We start from the raw sequence: 21,449 nt of genomic DNA on the forward strand, positions 1-21,449 counted from the left end.
AGGTACATGGAATTCCCCCATAGGCAAAGCAGCCCCGGCGACCCCAACGGCCACCAGGTGCACACAAGCTGACACCGGAATCGCACAAAGATCCGTGCGCTTCCCCCTGTTTGCCTCGCCATACGGGCAGGAATCAGCCCCTCCCCTTCGAGCGCGGGAAAGGGGCAGAAGACCGCATAGGACACCTGGACAGCACAGCAGGGCGACTACAGCATGCTCGCGGCAGGCGGAACGCGACTCAAAGCCTCCCCCTCGGCGGGCGCGGGCGCGGGCTGGCACGGACGCGGGCGCGCGCCGGCGCTGGCGCGGGTGCTCGGCTGGTGGGTCGCTGTGCCCAGGAGCGGCCGTGCCGCAAGAGGCGGCCTCAGAGGTCAACTCACGGCAGCGTCCAGCCGTTGCGGGGTGTCAGGCCGCTCAGCTTCTCGGGGTTGACCTGGAAGCGCAGGTTCTGGATGCGTTCGTCGGCGATGTCGAACGTGATGGCGCCGACCGGGTGTCCGCCGAGGGTGGCCAGGATGCCGAGCTCGCCGTTGACGACGACCGGCTCCATGGTCAGGTCGGCAAGACCGGGCTTGGCCAGGAAGCCCGTGATCCAGCGCGCGACGTGATCGGCGCCGTGGAGGGGGCGGCGGGCCGCGGTCACCTTGCCGCCGCCGTCGGACCAGGCGGTCACATCAGGGGCGAGCAGTTCCATGACGGCGTTCAGGTCGCCGCCCGCGCAGGCCTCCATGAAATGGGTGGTGACCTTCCGGCGCTGGTTGCGGTCGGCATCGAAGCGGGGGCGGCGGGCCTGGACGTGATCGCGTGCGCGGTGGGCGATCTGACGAACCGTCGGCTCGGGGCGTTCGAGGGTCTGCGCGATCTCGGCGTGCGAGTAGGCGAAGACCTCACGGAGCAGGAAGACGGCGCGTTCGACGGGACTGAGGGTTTCCAGGACGACCATCATGGCGGTGGAGACGCTGTCGGCCAGTTCGGTGTCCGCGGCGACGTCGGGAGAGGTCAGCAGGGGCTCCGGGAGCCACGGGCCGACGTAGACCTCGCGGACCGCCCGTGCGGAGGTGAGGCGGTCCAACGAGAGGTTGGTGACCGTGCGGACCAGATAGGCCTTGGGGTGGCGGAGGTCGTGCCGGTCCACGGTCCTCCACCTCAGCCAGGTGTCCTGGAGGACGTCCTCGGCGTCCGTGACGCTGCCCAGCATGCGGTAGGCGGTGGCGAACAGCAGCCTGCGGTGTTCGATGTAGGGGTCCTGCTCGTCCGTGGCGTCGATCATCCGATCATGCTGACAGCGCCGCGATCCGGTGTCACGGCGCGCGGCGACGCGACCTGGTGGCCTGCGGCGGGCCCGGGTCCGGCAGGGCATGCGCGGCTCAGGGACGCTGTGCGGAGTGGCGCAGGATGCGTGTCCATTCGTCGAGCAGCGCGTCGACGGTGTCCGGGAGGTGGAGGCCGTCGTCGAACACCGCGTCGAGGCCCGCGGTCCCCAGAGGGCTCGTCCACGGTGTGAAGGCGAGGGGGAACTGGAGGGTGCGCGCGTGGACGTACCGGGTGGTGGCCCGGGTGCCCGCGAAGTCGACTTCGCGCCTCTCCGCGTCGTCGAGCCCGAACGTCGAGGTGACGGCCGCGCCCTTCGGCAGGACCGACGTCAGCTCACCCAGGCTGATCTGCCGGTGGGACAGCGCCGTCGCCATGGCCGCGTGTACGGAGGTCACCGTGTCGGAGAGCCCGGCCCCCGGCCGCAGCAGGATCGGCAGGAGGCCCAGGTGGCAGCCCACGGCGGGAGAGACCCCTGGGACGCGGCGTGTCGTGACGACGCCGGTGAGGAACTCATCCGGCGCTCCGACCGCGTGCGCGGCATGTGCGAAGGCACCGATGATGCGCGCGAACCGGGTGGCCGTACCGCTCCCGGATGCGCCCCGGTGCGGGTGCAGCACGTCGTACGGAAGCTCCAGGCGCCGGTGAACCGATCGGCCCGAGGGAGAGCCGCCCTCGCGCCGCAGCCAGGTCGTGTGGGCCGGGGTGACGCCCGCGAGGGCCGATCTCCAGTGCGCCAGGGTGGCGGCGTCCGCCGGGCCCGGACCGGGTGCCGCTGCGTCCAGGGCCTCGTCCGTCACGTCCGCCCGGGCGTCGTCGGGAGTGCCGTACCGGTGGGCCAGGTCGTCGACGAAGGCCTGGATGCCCTGGGCGTCCACCGCGTGCTGGTGGAACGCCACCAGCAGCCGGTCCCGGCCGGGGCCGCGCAGCAGGGCCACGCGGATCGGCAGGTCGCTCCCCACGTCGAACGGTCTTTCGGCGAAAGCTCTTTCGCTCGCTTCCGCGCCGGTGCGCGACGCCGCCCCGTCTGCCGCTTCGAACGCGAAAGGGGTGACCCAGTCCTGTGGACGGTGCACGAAGACGCGGTCACGCTTACGCTTCAGCAGGGAACGCAGTGCCGGATGCCGGGCGATGGTGTGCCGGAGGGCGTGCCTCAGCCGTGCGTCGTCCAGCCTGCCCGCGATGTCGAGGACGAGCGTCACGTTGTGTGCCGTCGGGTCACCGAGCCGGCCGGCCAGCCAGATCTCGGACTGCACGGGCGACGCGGGGAGCAGCGATGTCGGTGTCCTGCCGGGAGGACCGGCAGCCGCGGCCGGGTCGCAGGGCACGAGCGGGACGGAGTCGTTCGCTTCGTGCGGCGGGCGGCTGTCGGGCTCCTCCCAACCGCCCGCCCTCAGCTGCCCGGCCAGGTCGGAGACGCTCGCGCCGCCCATCAGCCGTTCCATCGAGGGCGTGCTGCCGAACTCGGCCGCCAGCTCGGTCAACAGGGTCATCGCCTGGAGCGAGCTGCCGCCCAGGGAGAGCAGGGAATCCGTCTCCAGGACCCGATCCAGGCCCAGCACCGCGGCCAGGCGACCCGCGATCCGCGTCTCCTCGGCAGGCAGTGCGGAGCTCGGGGCCGACCGGGCGGTCCGGTCGGCGTGGCGCTCGGCGAGGCTCCTGCGGTCGATCTTGCCCGAGCTGGTGCGGGGCAGCGCCTCGCAGAGGACGATCCGGCTGGGGACCAATGCTTCCGGCAGGCGGCGGGCGAGTGCGCCGCGCAGAGCGTCCGGGTCCACCGTGGCTCCCGGCGCCGGTACCACGAAGAGCGCCATCGTGCGCGTACCGCCGGGCGTGTCCACGGGCACGGCGGCCACTTCGGCGAGGCTCGCCGCACGGTCGGCGAGGATCTCGATCTCGCCGGGCTCCACCCGGTGGCCGCTGATCTTCACCTGGTGGTCGATCCGACCGCGCAGGACCAGTTCGCCGTCCTCGATCCGGCCCAGGTCTCCGGTGCGGTAGCCCCAGCGTCCGCCCAGCGCCTCGACGTGCCCGAAGCCCGCACCCGACGCGGTGGACACCGGACCCACGTAGCCGAGTCCCACCTGCGCGCCGACGACGCTCACCTCGCCCTCGTCGCCCAGGGGGACGACGGCGCCCGCGGGGTCCAGCAGGGCGACGACGGTGTTGTCGAGGGCGACACCGGCGGACGGCGTGCGGGGCCAGCCGGCCGGGTCGCCGGTGAGGATCGCCTCCGTGACCACATGGGTCTCGGTGGGGCCGTACTGGTTCGTGAGCCGGATCGGCCGCCCGCCGGCGCCGAGGAGCCGCTCCAACGCGTCCGTCACGTGCGGCTGTTCACCGGCCGTGGAGATCTCGACGAGATGCGGGAGCGAGGCCCGGCGGTACTGGGCCCACTCGGCGAAGGGGCGGAGCGCCGCGTACGGCAGGTGGAGGCGCTTGATGTGCCGGTCGTCGCAGAACCGCAGGAGGTGGTCCAGGTCCGCGCGACGGGACTCGTCGAGCACCAGCAGCTCACCGCCGGTGGCCAGGGTGCCGAGGACCTCCGTGAGGAACACGTCGAAGCTCACCCGGGAGAACTGGAGCGTCCGGTCACCCACGCCCACGCTGGCCTTGCGGCGCAGCCAGGTGACCAGGTTCGACAGGGCGCGGTAGGGAAGCCTGGCTCCTTTGGGCACACCGGTCGATCCTGAGGTGAACAGGATGTAGGCCGGATCGTCCAGGGCCGGCGACGGTGCGGTGGCGGGGACCTCCTCGCGCGGTTTGGGTCGGAGCAGGTCGACGGCTTCGACGTCCTCGAACGGCGCTTCCCCGCAGACGAGTACGCAGGTCGCGCCGGACTCACGCAGAGCGCCCCGGGAACGCTCCGGCGGATGGTGCACGTCGAGCGGCACATAAGCGGCCCCGAGCCGTAACACCGCCAGCAGTGCGCCCACCGCGTGGATGCCCCGCTCGATGTGTACGGCGACGGACGTGCCCGGGCGCACGCCGCGACGGTACAGCCGGCCGGCCAATTCCTCAGCGAAGAGATGCAGTTCGCGATAGGTACGGCCTTCGGCTCCCTGCCGGAGCGCCGTCCGCCCGGGGTGGCGTTCGGCCTGCACGCGGAACATGGCGTACACGTCTGCGGGCACGGGCCTGATGTCTCCGGCGAGGACCGAAAGAGCGGACTGCGGCATCGGCTTCCCTTTCGCTGCTTGGCGCCGGACGGCTCCCGGGCGGGGGCACACGGTCCGCCCGGGCGCCGCTCAGTGGGTGGTGGAAGGTTCTCGGGCCTCCGGGGTGGCCGCGTCGGCCTCGCGCTTGTCCGTGCCCGGCGCGGACCGGCGGATCTGCGGCAGCGTGACCATCGCGGCGGCGCTCACCAGCGTCCACACCACACCGAACCACAGCAACGACGTGGCCCCGACCCGGTCCGCCGTCGGGGCGGCCCACCAGTAGCCCACCGTCATGGAGAGCACGGTCGCCACACCGTCGTACGCGCTGACGCGGGACATCGCGTCCGGCGGCACATCGGCCTGCAAGCTGCTCGTCCAGAGGATGTGCAGCAGCGCGAATCCCGCGCCGGACAGCAGCGAGCCCAGGACCAGCACGTACACCGGCGCGCGCACGGCGAGGAGACCGGCGAACGCTCCCAGACCGAACGTGCAGAAGACGGAGGCCAGCAGCGGTCTGCGGAAGCGCACCCGCATGCCCGCGAATCCGCCGAGGAGGGAGCCGACTCCCTGCGCGGCCATGACGGTGCCCCATTGGGCGGCGCCGTTCTCCTTGCCGCCGACGAAGGCGATGCCCAGCACCATCACGGGCCCCAGGACGAAGGTGGACGCGAGCGAGGTGTAGGCGAGCAGGGACCACAGCCAGGTGCGTGAGCTGAACTCGCGCCAGCCGTGGTGCAGTTGCTGGAAGAAGCTCTCGTCCTCGCCGGAGGACCGCGCAGCGGACGACGAGGTGCGCACTCCGGCCAGGAACAACGCGCTGGCCAGGAAGGTCGCCGCGTCGATGGCGATGACCCACGCGGGATCGGTCCAGGCCACCAGCGCTCCGGCGACGGCGGGTCCCAGCAGCGAGCCGATCGAATTGAACGTGGAGCCCAGGGCGTTGGCCTCCTGGAGCCGCTTCCCCGAGACGACCTCGGGGACGAACCCGTGGAAGGCGGGGTGGAAGAACGCGGCGGCCACGGAGAGCGCCGCGGCGAAGACGACGAAGCCTCCCAGCGGCATACCGACCGTCAGCAGGATGACCACGACGGCGATTTCGATGGCCGCGCGCGCGAGGTCGCTGCCGATCATGGTGACCCTGCGGCCCCACCGGTCCGCCAGGACGCCGCCCGCCAGCAGGAACACGATGAGGGGCGCGGTCTGCGCGCCCAGCACCAGGCCGACCCCGCTCGCCCCGCCGCCGTGTTCCAGCACGGCGAACGACAGGGCGATGGGCATCATGCTGCTGCCCAGGACCGAGGCGGCCTGGGCGCAGAACAGCCGCCGCAGATTCGGCTCGCGCAGCAGGTCCAGTGGTAGTCGAGCAGCCAGACCGTCGGTCATCGCGTGTCCCCCGTCGGGTCCGTCGCCGGACCTCGTGCGTGACTCACCCGTGCGCTCCTCTCTCGGCCCGCCCGGCGCGATCGCGCCACTCGGGCTCCGTGTATCCGAACACGACGCCGGACAGAATATGTGAGTTCGAACGGGTGATCACCGGTCCGCAAAAATCTTCACACCCCTGTCTTCCAGCCGTCCGGGGAGGACGGTCGGCGCCGCTCGACCGGTCCCCGCCAGCCGTCCCGTGCGACCCCGGCGACCGAGGAGCAGACCGAGCGATGGATCACCCTGTGACCGAACCGGTCCACGTCGAGTTCGACGCCGCCACCTCGGGGGCCGCGGACCTCACCTGGAGTCAGGATCAGGTGTGCCGGTGGATGGAGAACTCCGCTCCGTACACGGACCACATGAACCTCGACGCGCTGATCGTGTGCGAGGCGGGCACGAGGCCGACCCTCGACGACGTGCTGGGGGCCCTCCGGGTGGTGATCGAGCGTCACGAGTCGTTGCGGACGCGGCTCAACGTACGCGAGGACGGCAGCTACCGGCAGTTCGTCTGCGCGAGCGGGAGGGTGCCCGTCCGGGTCCACCACCGCGCCGCCCCCGAGGCCGTCGGGGCCGTCCTGGAGGAACTGAGGCGCCTTCCCTTCACCGTGTTCGAGTGGCCTCTGCGTATCGCGGTGATCACCGTCTCGGGCGTCGTGTCCGCGGTGGCGTTGTGCCTTTCCCATGTCGCGACCGACGGCTGGGGTGTCCAGGTGATCGCCGGTGACCTCAGGGAGCTGTTGACGGCGGCTCCCGAGGAGCGTGCCTCCCTGTCCGCCCGGCCTCCCCGCCCGCTGCTGCAACCGCGCGAGCACGCCGCGGCACAGCGCCGGGCCGGTGGCCGGAGCGAGGCCCGGGCCGACGCCTTCTGGACCGCTCAGCTCTCCCGCTTTCCCAACGACCGTTTCCCCCTTACGCTGCGGACTCCCGGGTCCCCGCGATTCCCGAAGACCACGATGCGTTCCCGGTCGGCGGCACGTGCGCTGGCGCAGGCCGCCGCACGCCACGGCACGACCGCCAACGCGGTACTGACCGGGGCCCTCGCGGTGCTGGTGAGCGCGATCAGCGGACTGGAGGACGCCACGTTCCGGCTGTTCTGCGCGAACCGGACGTCACCGGCGAGCCGCAACTCGGTCGGTACCTTCTTCCAGATCATTCCGGTGGCCCTCACGGTCGCCGATCTCCCGTTCCGCGACATCGCCCACGCCGCGTGGCAGGCGTCCCTGCGGGCCTACCGTGTCGGCGAGCGCGACCCGCGCCGCCTCGACCTGCTGACGGAGTCGGTGGCGTCCGCCCGGGGCGTGGACCTGGACCTGGAGTGCTTCCTCAACATCCACGGCTACGGCGATCCGGGCCAGGACCGGGGGCCGACGGCCCAGGACACGGCGGACGAGCCCACGGTCTTCCAGGACGACGGCGGCTTCGAGGAGTGGGAGCCGGGCAAGTTCTACGTCGACGTGTGGCGCGTGTCCGGATGCCTCGAGGTCACGCTCTCCGCGGACACCGCCCTCTTCTCCCGCGACCGGCTCACCGCATTCCTCGCCTGTCTGGAGGAGATCCTTCTGCGGGCCGCCCGCGACGACGCGCCCCGGCCGCAGGACCTCGTCCGGGACGCCCAGGCACTCGCCGGGCTGGACCGACGCGCGGGCCTGGAGCTCGTGGACGGCTGCTGGATCGATCCGGCCGAGGTGCGCACGCTGCTCACCCGGGCGCTCTCCCCCCGCGCCGCGCTGGTCTTCGTGGAGCCCGGCGGCACCGGCAGCCCCCGTCTGACGGCGTACCTCGTACCCCGGGGGCCGCAGCGGCCGCCCGGTCCGCCGGAGATGCATCGCCTGGTGCTGGCCGCCCTGCCCGGGCACAGGTTCGTCATGGCCCCGCACCGGTACGTCGTCTGCGGGGCGGGCCCCTCGCTCCCCGCCACGGTGGAGGAGTGGCGGGGGTGCGAGGTCCTCGTGGAGGGGCCGGGACGCGAGACCCCCGACGCACGCTCCACCGACGCCACCGGAGCCGGGACCGGGGCCTGACGGGACTCACGCATGTCGCGCCCCGACGCGCGCCAGGTCGGTCAGCCGTCCCCGGAAGTCGTCCGCCAGGGTCTCGGCCGTCCGGCGTCCGTGGTACGTCGTCTCGTAGCGCAGCGCGCCGGTCAGCCGGCCCGTCTCCATGGTGAGGCCGACCGAGAGCGTGGCCGCGGCGGCCAGGGAGGACTGCGGTGCGGCGTACTTGAGCCGGGAGAAGTCCTGCTGGTAGGGGACGAGACCGGTGCGCAGTCCGTGCAGGGATATGTCGTGTTGCCGCCGGTCGACGATCCAGCCGGTCACCCCGTAGAGGCGCAGTTCCGCGTGCGCGAGGGCGTGGCGGTAGAAGGCCGCGTCGCCCTCGCGGCCCAGGACGGCCTCGGCGAGCCGGCCGAACGGCAGATCGACGACGGCCGAGGCGTCCCTGAGGACGCTGTCCACCCGGCGGAACAGTCCGCTCGGCGAGTGCTGCCCCAGGTCCACCGGTATCTGGATCATGTTGGAGAACAGACCGACGGCGGAGCGGGTCTCGGGGCGCACGCGGCCGTGCGAGGGCGTGGAGAGGATCACTTGCCTGCGGCCGTAGAAGCCGCCCAGGGTCCGGGTCAGTGCCGCCGCGAGCAGCGCGTACAGGGAGACGCGTTCACCGCGGGCCGCGCGCAGCAGCCGGCGGGTCTCTTCGGCGGACAGGTCCAGACGGACGCTGTCGTACTGGTGCTGGAGCGGGAGGAATCCGGCGGTGCGGCCCGGCAGAAGGTCCCCGGAGCCGTGGGCCCGCAGCCGGTCCGCCCAGCCGGCGAGACGGGTCGCGGTGTCGAGGCGGGCTCGGCGGGTGTTCTCGGTGCGGACGAAGTCCGTGTAGGACAAGGATGCTCCGATGCCGCCGGCACCGGGGGCGGCCACGCGGCGGTTGTAGAAGCGGGCGAGGTCGCGCAGGTAGACCTGGTGGCTCGGCTCGTCGAAGACCAGATGGTGGAAGCTGGTCAGCAGGATGTGGTCGTCGGCGGCCAGCCGCAGCAAGGTGGCCCGGGACAGCCGGTCGGTGACCTGGAAGGGCCGTGTGGTCAGGTCGACGAGGATCTCGTGCAGGTCCCGTCGCCGCAGTGCGTCGCCCAGGTCCGCCAGTTCCAGGGGAAAGGGCTCCGCGCGTAACGCCTGCCTCGGTCGGACCATGCGCTCCACCGGCGTACCGGAGTCGAGCAGCCGCAGCCGCAACGCGTCGTGCCGCAGGGCGACTTCGGCGAGCGCCTCACGCAACGCGCCGACGTCCAGGGCCCCTCGCATGCGCAGGGTGGTCGAGCAGTCCAGGGAGACCGCCTTCGGGTAGGGCTCCTGGTAACACCTCTCCCACTCCCAGCACCACTCCTGACGCGAGGAGAGCGGAAGTCCTTGCTCCGGCTGAGGGGATGTCGCCGTCATGACCTGCCTCGGGGAAGACGCCGTAACGCAGTCGACGCTACCCTCGGCGCACGGCGTATCCCCTTGTCAGAGCGGTCATGCCACACGACTGTAAAACTTCGGACCGCGATGGGCGCCGGTGCGTTATGTTCCTGCCATGGCGGATGTGGACACCTCGGCGACGCGGGACGGCCGGCAGGGACAGGACGACCTCACGGCGGCCCTCGCTCAGGCATGGCACGGCGTGCTCGGCTCCCTCCCGGCGGAGGACTCGGACTTCTACGAGGCCGGAGGCACGTCGATCGACGCGGCGCGGATCGCCTCGCAGGCCGCGGAGTGCGCGCCGGATGTCGAGGATCTGGACGTCACGCTGATGACCGCGCTTCTCGACGAGGCGCGCTTCGCGGACGTACGACGGCTGGGGCTGGAGACGATCGACCGCACACGGGGTGGGGTGTCCTGACCGGGCGGGCGGTGATCCGTCCGCCCGGATGCGGGCGCCGCGTCAGCCGTGGCCGGTGGCCAGGTCGGTCAGCAGGTCGGCCGCGAACCGCTCGCACCATGGCGCACCGAAGCACTGGCGGTCGTAGGTGACGACCAACTGAGGTTGTGCCGCGGACAGGTTGAATTCCAGGTCCAGCTGGGAGGGGCGGACCACCGGCCCGGCGGCCGCTTCCCCTTCCGCTTCCTCCTCGGCCTGCCCTGCGCCACCGTCGTCGTCGAGGTCGAAGAGGGTGAAGGCGAGCCCCGCCACGGAGCCTTGCCAGGAGTCCGCCGTCACGCTCACGCTGAGCGGGGCCAGATCGTCACGGGCGACGCCCATCCCGTCGGTGAGGAGATCGACGATCTCCTCGAACTCCACTCCCTGGTGCGCGATTCCCTCGCGCAGCCCTCGCCGCACCTGGGCGAGCACGCCCTGGTCGCCGTGCGGGGCCGAGGAGCCGACGCGGACGAGGACCGCCTGGGCGAGCGGACCCACCGCGTCGGAGTTCATGCGGTTCGCGGACATGGTGCCGAGGACCAGGTCGGCGGCCCCGGAGCGCTCCAGCACCCGCCCGGCGGCCGCGGCGGTGACGTACACGGTGGGCGTGCAGCGAGCGGCCCGGGCGTTCGCCTGGATGAGACCGGAGAGGGTGGCATCGAGGGGAACGCGCAGCTCGGCGCCTTCGGGCAGCCAGCCCGGCTGCGGACGTCGTTCGGCGATCCACGGGGTGGGGAACTGTGACAGTTCGGTGCGCCAGAACTCCCAGTCGGTGGCCCTGCGGTGCTCACGCGCGGCCAGCAGTGCCGAGTAGCGGTCCGCCGGCGGGAACGGCTCGTCCGGTCCGAGCCGGTAGGCCTCCTGAACGTCCGTCACCACCTGGTGCAGGGAGAACAGGTCCATCACGAGCCGGTGGAAGGTGAGGAGCAGGACGCCGCTGCCGTCACCGAGAAGCGTCAGGTGGGCGCGCGCCAAGGGCCCGCCGTCCAGGGGAAACATCTCCGCATGGGCCTCGGCCGCCGCTCGGCGTACCTCGGCGAGGTCCGCGGCCCGGTCGGCACACAGGTCCGGACGGTGCAGGACGTGCGGCTCGTCGTGCGTGGCCGGTCCGAGGACCGGTGTCTCGCAGTCCGCGCGGAAGCCGGTGTTGAGCAGTTCATGTCGCCGAAATACGGCGGTGACGGCGTGGGAAAGCCTTTTCTCGTCGAGTATTCCCTCGAGACGCAGGGCTATGCCGGTGTGCAGCAGCGCGGTTCCCCGAACCAGGCACTCCACTTCCCAGAGCCGTTGCTGCTGGCGGCTCAATTCCGTGGCGTACGCGCTTCCATTAGCCCGGTCCATGCGCTCCCTCACCCGGTGTTGCGACAAGTGCCGCACGAAAGAACGACTCCCGTACGGCACTTGTCGATAGCACTACTTCGCCGCGGCCTGACGGCGGAGCTGCTCGAGGTTGATGAGCGCGAGGCTCACAGAGTTGACCTTGATCATGTCAACTTCCCCTTTCCGTAGGCTACTTCTTCGGCCACCGGTCGGTGGCAGTGGAATGCTTTCAGGCCAAGTGATCTCTCGTCAACAAGGATTGCCACACTGTCCTGCTGTTCCTGCGTATACGTGTGGACCGGACAACGACGTTAATCGCGGCTAATTCTGACGTGCCGTCATAGAACGTCGCCCGCACTCACTCGCTCTATGAAGTGCATGAATGTCTCGCCGACGCGTGTCGCGCGTGAGGCGTCGTGATAGTGCTTCTCGTACCACAGGGAGCCCGTCAGGGCCCCGTCCGCGACCTCCAGGTCGGCGAAGAGGGTGCTGGCGCACGCCAGCGCCTGCTCCGGACCGGCGAAGACCGGGGCCGGATGCTCCGGATACAGGTCCTGCGGGGTCAGGGCGAGGCCGGACGGCATGACCGGCACGGGGTTGCGCTCCTCCGGCAGCCACCCGGTCACGCCGCTCAGCCGCAGTTCCAGGTGGGCCATGGCGCTGCGGTAGTAGGCCCCCTCGCCCGGCGGACGGTCCTGGACCCGGGAGGCGATCTCGCTCAACGGCAGGTCGGCCCGGTCCGAGGCCCGCTGGACGCTGCCGTGGACGGCCTTGAGGAACTCCCTCGGCGACCGGTACCCGGTGTCCAGCGGTACGGGGACCACGGTGCTGAACAGGCCGAGCGTCTCGCGGGCGCTCGCGAAGGTCCGTCCGTGCGTGTACACGGAGCACACGAGACGGTCCCGCTCGTACTCCGTGGCGACGGCGTGGCCGAGGGCGGCCAGCAGGACGGTGTGGAGCGTGACGCGCTCGGCGCGTGAGCGGCGCAGCAACAGCCGGGTCCTCTCGGCCGTCAGCGCCACCGGCAGAGAACCGAACTCCGCCGCGGCGACGACCGCCCCGGCGTCCCCCGCCAGCGGGTCCGCCGCGCCGTACGCGCGCAGTTCCCCGGCCAGGGCGGCGGCTCTCCCCTGCACGGCGGAGCGCACCTCGGGCGTGTGCTCCTGGCTGATCAGGTCGGTGTAACCCGCCGGATCCGCACGGCGTTTGGCGGTGTCCTCGCCCGGGGCGACGCGTGCTCGGTAGCCTTCGGCGAGCAGGTCCCGGAAGAGGCGGTGGGACGTACCGTCGAAGACCAGGTGGTGGAACTGCGCGACGAGGACGTGCTCCTCCGGCCCGGTGCGGACCAGGGTGGTGCGGCTCATGCGGTCCGTCAGGTCCAGGGGCTGTGAGAGGACCCTCGTCACCTCCGCCGTACGCTCCGCCGGTGCGGCCCGTACGAGGTCCAGCGGGCCCGCGTCCGGCCGCAGTCCTTGTCCGGGCCAGACCGCGGACGGGTCCGGTCCCGGCTTCGCCACGAGGTGCAGGCGCAGCGCCTCGTGGCGGGCGGCGATCTCGGCCAGGGTGTCCCGCAGTGCTCCGGTGTCGAGCGGCCCCTGGAACAGCAGGGTCTCGGCCGACTCGATCGGCGTCGAGTCGCCGGTGTAGCTCCGTGTCCACTCCCAGCACCAGTCCTGACGGGAGAACAGGGGCAGCGGAGCGGAGCCGGCGGAGCGGCCGCTCCTGGCTTGGTGGGTCATGCGCGGGAGCTCTCTTCCAGGGTGCGTACGGCGGTGACGTACCGGAGGCCGTTCCCCGAGGGGCCGAGCAGCTCCGGCAGGGCGCGTACCGCGGGCACGGGGTGTTTCTCGGTGAAGCGGGCGAGGTTGATCGTGTGCTGTTCCCAGCGGTCGGCCCGCTCGTGGGTGAGGTGCACTCCCGGGGCGCCGGGAGCCAGGCGCATCCCCGCTCCCGACGACCACAGCCGCAGGCCGAGTTCGAGGTCCTCGCACCCCCATGTCGTACCGAACGACTCGTCGAAGCCCCCGGATCGCTCCCACAGCCCGTACGGCATCGAGGTGTTGGCGCCGATGCAGGTCAACCAGGGTGCCACGGGTTCGAGTCCGCCGGTGCCCATGCTCGTCACCAGTGCTTCCAGTGCGTTCGTCACCGTGCGCCCGAACCGGCCGCCCATGGCCGCCCCGTGGGGGTCGGGGACGGACTCCTCCCGCGCGGCGGCCAGCAGCCGCCGGGCGGCGGGAAGTTCACGGACCGGTCCGTGCACGCAACCGGGCTCCCGGTCGGTGTGCTCGGACAGGTGGGCCGCCAGGGCCGAGGGCGGGAGCAGGATGTCGTCGTCGAGGAAGAGCAGCAGGCCGCCGCGGGCCGCGGCCGCCCCGGCGTTGCGTGCGGCGGCGCGGCCCGCGCGCGGTCCCGGGACGGTACGCAGGGGCAGCCGTGCGGCGGCTGCCGCCACGACGTCGGCGGTGCCGTCGGTGCAGCCGTCGTCGACGACCACGATCTCGTGGGGTTCCGGGCACGCCTGACGGGCCAGGCAGGCAAGGGTCAGCCGCAGGCTGTCCGCCTTGTCGCGGGTCGGGACGACCACGCTGACCGCCGGCCGGGTCATGGCGGGCTCCCTTCGTGGAACAGATCCGCCCCGTTGAGCACGTGTGGGCCGCGGGCAGCCAGCAGGGCCGCGCCCGCGAGGGAGGAGTGCGGACCGTGGACGGCCGGGCCGACCTCGGGGAGCGGCCGGCCCGGGCGGGCCGTCGCGGCCAGGCGGCGGGCCACTCTGCCGGGCAGCGGTGCGAGCGCGGCTCCGAGGCCGCCCCCGATACGTATCTGCGCGGGCTGGACGAGCTCCGCGAGGACCCGCAGCGCTCCGGCGATCGAGTCGGCCGCGTGGTCGAGGGTGCGCTCCGCCCACGGCTCGGCGCGCTCCACGCCCGCCACCAACTCGGCGCTCGACGTGGGGAGTCCGCGGGCCGCGGTGGCGTGCGCGGCCAGTGCCTCGGCCGAGACCACGGCTTGCAGGCAGCCGCGCGTGCCGCACCGGCAGCGCGGACCGCGCGGATCGGTCACCAGGTGGCCCAGCTCCCCCGCCGTGCCCCAGGCGCCGGTCAGCAGTCGGCCCCCGCTGACCAGCCCGCCGCCGACACCCGTGCCGATGCCCAGGTAGGCGAGGTCCCGGCCGGCCGTGGACACGGCTTCCGCCAGCGCGGCGAGCGTCGCGTCGTCGCCGAACAGGACCTCGGCGCCGCTGCCGGTGAACGGGGCGCTCAGCGAACGGCCCACCCAGGTCGGCCGGTTGGGCCAGCTCAGCACGGTCGCGTCGGCGCCGACGTTGGGCGCCGCGGCGACGCCGATCCGCACGGGGGCTCCCGGTAGCGCGGCGATCGCCTCGGCGACGCACGCTTCCAGCAGCTCCGAATCGGCTTCCGCGTCGTCGCCCGCGGGCCACGGCACGGTGCGCTCGTGCACGGTCGTCCCGGCGGCCACCGCGCGCAGGGCCAGTTTGGTCCCCCCGATGTCCACGGCGAGGACACCGCCCGCGGTGTCCGCGTGCGGGCGCGGGCGGTCGTCGGTCACGACGGCTTCCGGGCGACGACGATCGCGTACGGCGCCTGCTCGGCGCGCCGGCTCTCCTCGACCCGCAGCCCCACGGCCTCCAGTCCGGCCCGGAGCTCCTGCGTCGTCCACCAGTGCAGATGCCCGTCAACGAGCCAACGCACCGCCAGGGTCCGGCTCATGTCGTCGGTGAGGGCCAGCGGGTCGTCGACGAAGGCGTCGGCGACCACGAGCAGTCCCTTCGGCCTCAGCAGTGCGGCGAGCGATCCCAGTCCGGCGGCCGGGCCGTGGACACCCCCGAGGACCACGCAGGCGCCGTGCTCGGCATCGGTCGCCGGTGGGGCACCGCCGTCGCCGATCTCCAGCAGCGATCCGTCGACGGCGGTCTCCGCGAGCAGCGCCTCGACGCTCGCCCGCAGGGCCTTCGTCACCGCCGAGGGCCCGAAGGGCGCGGCAGGCGGGTCCGGTCGCTCGGGCGCCGTTTCTCCGCGCACCCGGGCCGCCAGCGCCCGGCCGCCCGGCAGGACGTCCGGGGGGAGCGTCCAGTCGCCCGGCGCCCCCGCCGAGAAGGTGTCCGTGACCAGCAGTCCCAGCGCGCAGGCGGTGTCCAGCACGGGCGACAGCACCTCCGCGCGCAGGCCCGTCGTCGCGGCCAGGTCGGCGGCGGTGCCGCCCTGGGCCAGGAGCGGGGGCAGGCCGAGTTCGGTGAGGGCCGCCGCCAGGACCTGCTCGGCCATGGTCGCGGCGCGGGCCCCCCGGGCGAGGCGGTACGCGGGGGCCGCCTGTGTCTTGCCGACGGCCGAGCGGCGCAGCCGGTAGCGGGGCAGGAAGCTGTCGGGGACCTTGAACCCGGCCAGTTCGGCACGGGCGTAGGCCTGCACCCGCGCCGGGGAGGCCAGTTCGGTGTCGGCGGGGACGTACTCGACAGTGAGCCCCTGGTCGTCCGAGTCCTGCGCACCCGTCGCCGTGACCGAGACGTCGGCGACGCCGGGGGCCGCCCGGAGCACCGATTCGACCTCCAGGGTGGAGACCCAGCGGGCCCCCCGTCTGACCACGCCGAGCCGGGCCCTGCCCAGGATGCGGTGGACGCCGTCCTCGTCGCGATCGGCGAGGTCGTGCAGGCGGTGGACCGAGCCGTCCTCCAGGACGACGGCGAGCTCTCCCTGGGCCGCTCCCCCGCCGGGCACCGGCGTGCCGTCGGGGTCCAGCAGGTCGATCCGCACGCCGGGCATCGGACGGCCGACGGCTCCCGACGGCAGTCCGGGCTCTCCCCACAGCACCGCACCCGTCTCGCTGGAGCCGTAGTTGCGGGACACACCCACACCGAGAGCGCGCGACCACAGCGCGTCGAGCCCGACGTCCACGTATCCTGCGCCGGCCATCACCCGGCGCAGCGCGGGGAACGGGGCGTCGTCGGTCAGGGCCCGTCGGCGCGCCAGGACGCGGGCCAGGCCGGGCACGGTGACCAGGACCGTCGCCCCCTCGCGCAGTCTGCTGTGCACGGAGCCGACGGCGCGCGGCGGCACCGGGTCCACGTGCGCCCCGGCCACCAGCGCGCCGGCCAGCCAACCGAGCGCGTAGGCATGGCTCAGCGGCAGCGGAAGCAGTACGCGGTCCTCCCGCCGCGCCAGGCCGGCGTGGTGGTAGCGCACGCCCTCGTCGAGCACGGAACGCGGCGACCGTGCCACGAGCTTGGGCGTCCCGGTCGACCCGGAGGAGACCAGGACGACCGTGCCCGGGTCGGGGGCGGACGGACCGGGATCCGCGTCGACCGCGCCGGTCCCGGCACCGGTGGAGCCGTCGTCGGTACCGCCGTCGTGCGGCCGGAGCACCGCACCGTGCGCCTCACCCGGGTCCGTCACCAGCGTCCGCCGGGCGCCGGCGGTCCTGAGCAGCCTGCGGGTCTCCGCCGGTGGCGAGTCCGCGGGCAGCAGCAGGGGGCAGGCGCCCACCGCCGTCAGCGCGAGCAGCCCCAGTACCCATTCGGGCTGGTTGGGCCCCTGGAGGCCGACGGTCTCCGCGGGCCGTACGCCCTGGGCGCGCAGCCGTTCGGCCAGCTCGGTCACCCGGCTGACGGCCGCCCGGCGGGAGAGGTCGCCGAGCGCCGGCGCGTCCGGGTCCAGGTCCGCTCGGGCGAAGGCTTCCCACAGGTTCGCGGCATTCACTTCGCCTCGCCCTGCGCCGCGGACTCCAGCCGCCGTACGAGTGCCTGGGCGGCGAGTTCGTACCCGTGGGTGCCGAAACCCGCGATCACACCCACGGCGAGGGGTGAGACGACGGAGTTGTGCCGGAACGACTCACGGGCCCAGACGTTGGAGATGTGCACCTCGGCCCAGGGCGCCGGGTAGTCGGCGAGGGCGTCGCGCAGGCTCCAGCCGGCGATCATCAGCGCGCCGGGATTGACGACGGCCGCGACGGTGTCCCGGTGCTTGTGCAGCGCGCGGATCAACTCTCCCTCGCCGTCGTGCTGTTCGCTGCGCAGCCCGTACCCTGCGCGGGCCAGCAGCTCGGCCACCGTCTCCTCCACCTGGGCCAGGGTGGTGGTGCCGTAGATGCCGGGTTCGCGCGTGCCGAGCGTGCCCAGGTTGGGGCCGTTGAGCAGCAGCAGGTCACGGGAGGTCGAGGCGATGGTCACGCGGGGGTCCCTTCACGGCGGAGCAGCAGGGCGGCCAGTTCGGCGCACGAGCCGGCCACCAGTTCGGGGCGGTGGGCGAGCAGTTCCTCCCGGTCGCCCTGGCCCCAGAGGCCGGCGGCCGTACGGGTGCCGGCCGCGCGGCCGGCCCGCAGGTCCAGCGCGGAGTCGCCGACCATGACGGCGCCGTCGGCTGCGGCGCCGATCTTCTCCAGGGCGAGCAGGACGATGTCGGGAGCGGGCTTGCCGTGCGCCACCTCGTCGCTGCCGCACACCGCGTCCACCAGGTCCAGCAGGCCGGTCGCCGACAGTGCCTCCACCGCACGGCCGTGGGTCTTGCCGGTGGCGACGGCGGTGGGGACACCGGCCTCGCGCAGTCCGGCGAGCAGTTCCGCCGCGCCGGGGCAGGGCTCGATCTCGTGGACCAGTTTGCGGCTCTCGACGACGAACGGCTCGTACATCCCGACGGGCAGCCCCATGATCGCCAAGGTGTCGGGCATGTGCCGCCCGAGGTGGGTCAGGTACTCCTCGAAGGGTGCCTCGCCCTCGCCGACCGTGAGGTCGTAGGCCCGCTGGAAGGCCCTGCGCATCACGTGGATGCTGTCGATGAGCACGCCGTCCAGATCCAGGACGACGGCCCGCGGCCACAGGTCACTCACGGTTCGCTCCCTTTCGGACGGCTTCGGACGCCGTCCGCATGCTCGCCACCAGGTGGGCGACGTCGTCGTCCGTCATGGTCGCGCCGAGTCCGACGGTGACGGACCGGCCCAGCACGGCCTCGCTGGCACGCAGGCGCGCGGTGGCGTCCCAGGCGACGCCCCAGGGGGTGCGGCCCGCGCGGACGGCGGGGTTCTGCTGGACGAGGCGGCCGGAATAGAGCGTGGCCGCGGGGATGCCGGCGGCGGTGAGCACGGTGACGAACCGGCGGGCGGCCATGCGGTCGGCCAGCAGGACCGTGAGATCGCCGCCGCTGCCCTCCTCGTCCGGCAGCCGCCGCCACTCGAGCTCCAGGTCGGCGAGGTCCGCGCGGACGGTCCGGGCGACGTCGCGCAGCCGGCGCAGCATCGGCGTGAGCCGTTCCAGCTGTACGGACAGCAGGGCGCCGGCGATCTCCGTCATCCGCAGGTTGGCGCCGAGGAAGGCCTCGCCCGAGGCTCCGCCGCGCTCGCCGCTGCGCGAGGTGGTGAACTGCCCGCCCTGGTCCTGGTAGCGGACCACGCGGTCGTGCACCTCGGGGTCCGTCGTCACGACGGCACCGCCCTCGCCCGCGGTGATGTTCTTCTCCAGCTGGAAGCTGAAGGCCCCCGCGTCGCCGATCGAGCCCACCGGGCGCCCCCGGTAGCTGACGCCGCAGGCCTGGGCGGCGTCCTCGAGGACCCGGATGCCGTGCTCGCGGGCGACGGCGAGGATGGGGTCCATGTCGGCGGCGACGTTGTTCAGGTGGACGGGCATGACCGCGAAGGTCCGCTCGGTGACGAGCTTCTCCCATGCCGTCGGGTCGAGGGTGAGCGACTCGTCGATGTCGGCGAAGACGGGGACGCCGCGCGCGGCCACGATCGCGTTGACGCAGCCGATGAAGGTGGCCGACGGCACGATGACCTCACCGCCCTCGGGGATCCCCAGGCCGATCAGGGCGCAGGTCAGGGCGGCGGTACCGGAGGAGACGCCGACCGCGTGGGGTGTCTGGTGCAGGGCGGCGAACCGCTCCTCGAACCGCTCGACGCGGCGCTGGAGCGCGGGACCGTAGTACCGGAACAGGGAGCGGCTCTCGAGCACGTCCAGTGCGGCGGCCTTCTCCTCCTCGCCCCACAGGGCGAGGCCGCGCAGCGGCTCGTAGCGCAGCGCCGTGGGCTCGGACAGGGATGCAGTCATGAATTCGTCTCCGGTGCTGTCCAACGGGCGGACGTGGCGCGGTAGCAGGCCTCGACGACGGCCAGGGCCTCGCGTGCTTCGCGCAGCGCCCGGTCCGTGGCGTCGGGCCGGGCCAGTTCGGCGGCCAGCGCGTCGAGTTGCTGGTCGTACTCGTCACCGACGCCGGCCGGGGGCAGCGGCACCCGGCGTTCCGCGCCCTCCTGGCGGAGCGTGAGCGTCGGTTCGTCGACACGTCGTGGGCTGAAGCCGAACGTGGTGGTCAGCTCGGCGGTGCCCTCGGTGCCGTGCAGCACCAGCCGGGTACGGTCGACCGGCTCGTGCGAGGCCCAGGCGAAGCGCAGCTGCATGCCGTACCGCTCGGTGACCACGAGGGCGGTGAGCTGGTCCTCCACGTCGGCGTCCGCAAGGCCGGCCGTGCCCGCGTGCCAGTCCGCCCCCCAGCCCGCGCGGGTGAGGAAGTCGCTGGAGGCAAGGGCGGTGGCGTGGCGCACGCCGGAGGCGCCCCACAGGTGGTGCAGGACGTCGATCACGTGCCAGCCCAGGTCGACCAGGACCCCGCCGCCGGCCGTCTCGCGGCGGGCGAACCAGTCGCTGCCGGGGATGCCCCGGGAGCGCACCCAGCTCAGCTCGGCGTGGCGGGGCGTGCCGAGCGCCCCGTCGGAGACGAGACGCGCCAGCTCCCCCACGTCCGCGCGGTGGCGGGCGGCGGTGGACAGCAGCAGCCGCCCTCCGCCGTCGCGGGCGGCGTCCTCGAGGAGCCGCAGGTGGGCGAAGTCGGTGCCGGTGGGCTTCTCCAGGAACACCGCGAGGCCCTGGCGCAGGAAGTGGCTCGCGAGCGCGCCGTGGGTGTGGTTCGGGGTGAGGACGAACACGAGGTCGGCTTCGTGCGGCCCGAGCTCCTGGAACCCGCCGTACACCTGCGCCCCGCCCACCAGGGCGGCGGCCCGCTCGACGGCCTCGGGCCGCGGCTCCACGACGGCGACGACGTCGAAGTCGGGGTGCTTGACCAGCCGGGGCAGCCATACCTCGCGGGCCACCCAGCCCAGTCCGATGACGGCGACCTTCATCGAGCGGATCGCTTCTTCCCCGCCAGCTCGGTCAGCACCTTGGCCACGGCCTCCGCGACGTCGGCGCAGTCGGCGTCCGTGCCGAGCAGCACCCGGTGGTGCAGCCAGAAGCCGTTCGCGCCCAGGTGTTCGCTGACCGGGTTGCGCTCGGCGAGCTCGGCCGTGTCCGGCAGTCCGTTGCCGAGCAGCGCCTCGTGGGCCCGGGTGCGGTACACCGGCGGGTAGTTGACGAAGGCGGGGATGCCCTCGGCGACCAGTGCCTTCACCACGAGGTCGCGGTCGGTCCCGGGGTGCGCCGCGGGGTCGAGGGCGGCCATCGCCATGTAGTGGGGGTTGAGGTCGCAGCGCGGGTCGCGGCCCTGCGGGACGACACCGGGTATCTCGCGCAGTGCCGCGGACAGCGTCTTCCAGCGGCTCTCGCGGCGTGCGTTCTGCTCGGCGAGCCGGGCGAGCTGGGCGCGCAGCACCGCCCCGGCGAACTCCGTCATGCGGTAGTTGGACGACGGGCTGCGGTGCTCGTAGTCCGTGTCGCCGAGGGGCCGGCCGCAGCTGTGCCGGGAGAACGCCTCGTCGAACCATTCCTGCGAGGGCAGGAGCAGCGCCCCGCCCTCCCCAGCGGTCATCAGCTTGCCGTTCTGGAAGCTGAACGCGGCGAGCGTGCCGAAGTCGCCGATGCGCCGGCCGGACCAGACGGCGCCGTGCGCGTGCGCGGCGTCCTGGAAGACGACGATGTCGTGGCGGGCGGCCCAGGCTCCGATGGCGTCCATGTCGGCGACGTGCCCGGCCATGTGGACCGGGATGACGACGCGCGTCCGCGGGGTGCGGACCGCCTCCAGCGTCTGCGGGTCGAGGCAGTACGTCACGGGGTCCACGTCGGCCGGGACCGGGACGCCGCCCGCGCGCTGCACCGCGATGGAGGTGGAGATGAACGTGAAGGCGGGCACGATCACCTCGTCGCCCGGCTTGAGGCCCAGCAGTTCCAGGCCCAGTTCCAGGGCGTGGGTGCCGTTGGTGACGGCGAGCGTGGTGCCGCCGTGGTACTCGCCGAACTCCGCCTCGAAGGAGGTCACCTCGGAGCCGCCGACTCGCCACCACTGGCCCTGGTCGACCGCGCGGACCAGCGCCGCGCGTTCGGTGTCGTCGTGGTACGGCCAGGCCGGAAAGTCGTGGCGGCGGACCGGATTGCCACCGTCGAGTGCCAGAGCCACAGTGCGTCCCTCT

At 73.0% G+C, this 21,449-nt stretch carries 16 protein-coding genes; 2 read left to right on the top strand and 14 right to left on the bottom strand.

Translation table 11 applies throughout. From position 1 onward, the window contains the following. Positions 1-376: 376 nt before the first annotated feature. From Saso_RS23475 to Saso_RS23485, 3 genes are all read right to left on the bottom strand, one after another. Positions 377-1,270, bottom strand: a complete 894-nt coding sequence (locus Saso_RS23475; protein WP_189921995.1) for an RNA polymerase sigma-70 factor — start codon at positions 1,268-1,270, stop codon at positions 377-379. A 97-nt stretch (positions 1,271-1,367) separates the two neighbouring features. After that, complete coding sequence (locus tag Saso_RS23480) at positions 1,368-4,445, bottom strand: AMP-binding protein (protein ID WP_189921993.1); 3,078 nt, start codon at positions 4,443-4,445, stop codon at positions 1,368-1,370. 114 nt (positions 4,446-4,559) lie between these two features. Continuing rightward, a complete protein-coding gene (locus Saso_RS23485) occupies positions 4,560-5,852 on the bottom strand; it encodes an MFS transporter (RefSeq protein ID WP_189921991.1) in 1,293 nt (430 codons plus the stop codon). Between the two features lie 272 nt (positions 5,853-6,124). Between Saso_RS23485 and Saso_RS23490 the strand changes: the two genes are divergently transcribed. After that, positions 6,125-7,915: a condensation domain-containing protein gene (locus Saso_RS23490; RefSeq protein ID WP_189921989.1), complete on the top strand. Its 1,791-nt coding sequence runs from the start codon at positions 6,125-6,127 to the stop codon at positions 7,913-7,915. 6 nt (positions 7,916-7,921) lie between these two features. Here the strand turns inward: Saso_RS23490 and Saso_RS23495 are convergent, their stop codons facing one another. Next, complete coding sequence (locus tag Saso_RS23495) at positions 7,922-9,328, bottom strand: condensation domain-containing protein (RefSeq protein ID WP_189921977.1); 1,407 nt, start codon at positions 9,326-9,328, stop codon at positions 7,922-7,924. A 136-nt stretch (positions 9,329-9,464) separates the two neighbouring features. Here Saso_RS23495 and Saso_RS23500 point away from each other — a divergent pair, with 136 nt between their 5' ends. Next, entirely contained in the window at positions 9,465-9,770 is a 306-nt protein-coding gene (locus Saso_RS23500; RefSeq protein WP_189921976.1) for a phosphopantetheine-binding protein, read from the top strand. Between the two features lie 42 nt (positions 9,771-9,812). Here the strand turns inward: Saso_RS23500 and Saso_RS23505 are convergent, their stop codons facing one another. The 10 genes from Saso_RS23505 to Saso_RS23550 form a co-directional block, all read right to left on the bottom strand. Beyond that, positions 9,813-11,129, bottom strand: a complete 1,317-nt coding sequence (locus tag Saso_RS23505; RefSeq protein WP_189921975.1) for a condensation domain-containing protein — start codon at positions 11,127-11,129, stop codon at positions 9,813-9,815. Between the two features lie 317 nt (positions 11,130-11,446). Beyond that, entirely contained in the window at positions 11,447-12,847 is a 1,401-nt protein-coding gene (locus Saso_RS23510; protein WP_189921973.1) for a condensation domain-containing protein, read from the bottom strand. Continuing rightward, complete coding sequence (locus Saso_RS23515; protein ID WP_189921971.1) at positions 12,844-13,716, bottom strand: glycosyltransferase family 2 protein; 873 nt, start codon at positions 13,714-13,716, stop codon at positions 12,844-12,846. The genes Saso_RS23510 and Saso_RS23515 overlap by 4 nt, the downstream gene beginning before the upstream one ends. Then, a complete protein-coding gene (locus tag Saso_RS23520; RefSeq protein WP_189921969.1) occupies positions 13,713-14,678 on the bottom strand; it encodes an ROK family protein in 966 nt (321 codons plus the stop codon). Before Saso_RS23520 ends, Saso_RS23515 begins: the two co-directional genes overlap by 4 nt. Next, complete coding sequence (locus Saso_RS23525; RefSeq protein ID WP_189921967.1) at positions 14,675-16,822, bottom strand: AMP-binding protein; 2,148 nt, start codon at positions 16,820-16,822, stop codon at positions 14,675-14,677. Before Saso_RS23525 ends, Saso_RS23520 begins: the two co-directional genes overlap by 4 nt. After that, complete coding sequence (locus Saso_RS23530; RefSeq protein WP_189921965.1) at positions 16,819-17,292, bottom strand: type II 3-dehydroquinate dehydratase; 474 nt, start codon at positions 17,290-17,292, stop codon at positions 16,819-16,821. The genes Saso_RS23525 and Saso_RS23530 overlap by 4 nt, the downstream gene beginning before the upstream one ends. Further along, positions 17,289-17,948, bottom strand: a complete 660-nt coding sequence (locus Saso_RS23535; RefSeq protein WP_189921963.1) for an HAD-IA family hydrolase — start codon at positions 17,946-17,948, stop codon at positions 17,289-17,291. Before Saso_RS23535 ends, Saso_RS23530 begins: the two co-directional genes overlap by 4 nt. Next, the gene (locus tag Saso_RS23540; protein ID WP_189921961.1) at positions 17,941-19,161 is read right to left on the bottom strand and encodes a DegT/DnrJ/EryC1/StrS family aminotransferase; all 1,221 of its coding nucleotides are present in this window, start codon (positions 19,159-19,161) and stop codon (positions 17,941-17,943) included. Before Saso_RS23540 ends, Saso_RS23535 begins: the two co-directional genes overlap by 8 nt. Then, positions 19,158-20,228 (bottom strand): Gfo/Idh/MocA family protein, encoded by a 1,071-nt coding sequence (locus Saso_RS23545; protein ID WP_189921959.1) that lies wholly within the window; start codon positions 20,226-20,228, stop codon positions 19,158-19,160. Before Saso_RS23545 ends, Saso_RS23540 begins: the two co-directional genes overlap by 4 nt. After that, the gene (locus Saso_RS23550) at positions 20,225-21,436 is read right to left on the bottom strand and encodes a DegT/DnrJ/EryC1/StrS family aminotransferase (protein ID WP_189921957.1); all 1,212 of its coding nucleotides are present in this window, start codon (positions 21,434-21,436) and stop codon (positions 20,225-20,227) included. The genes Saso_RS23545 and Saso_RS23550 overlap by 4 nt, the downstream gene beginning before the upstream one ends. Positions 21,437-21,449 lie beyond the last annotated feature (13 nt).

Source organism: Streptomyces asoensis (assembly GCF_016860545.1).
In the GTDB taxonomy this organism is placed as follows: Bacteria; Actinomycetota; Actinomycetes; order Streptomycetales; family Streptomycetaceae; genus Streptomyces; species Streptomyces asoensis.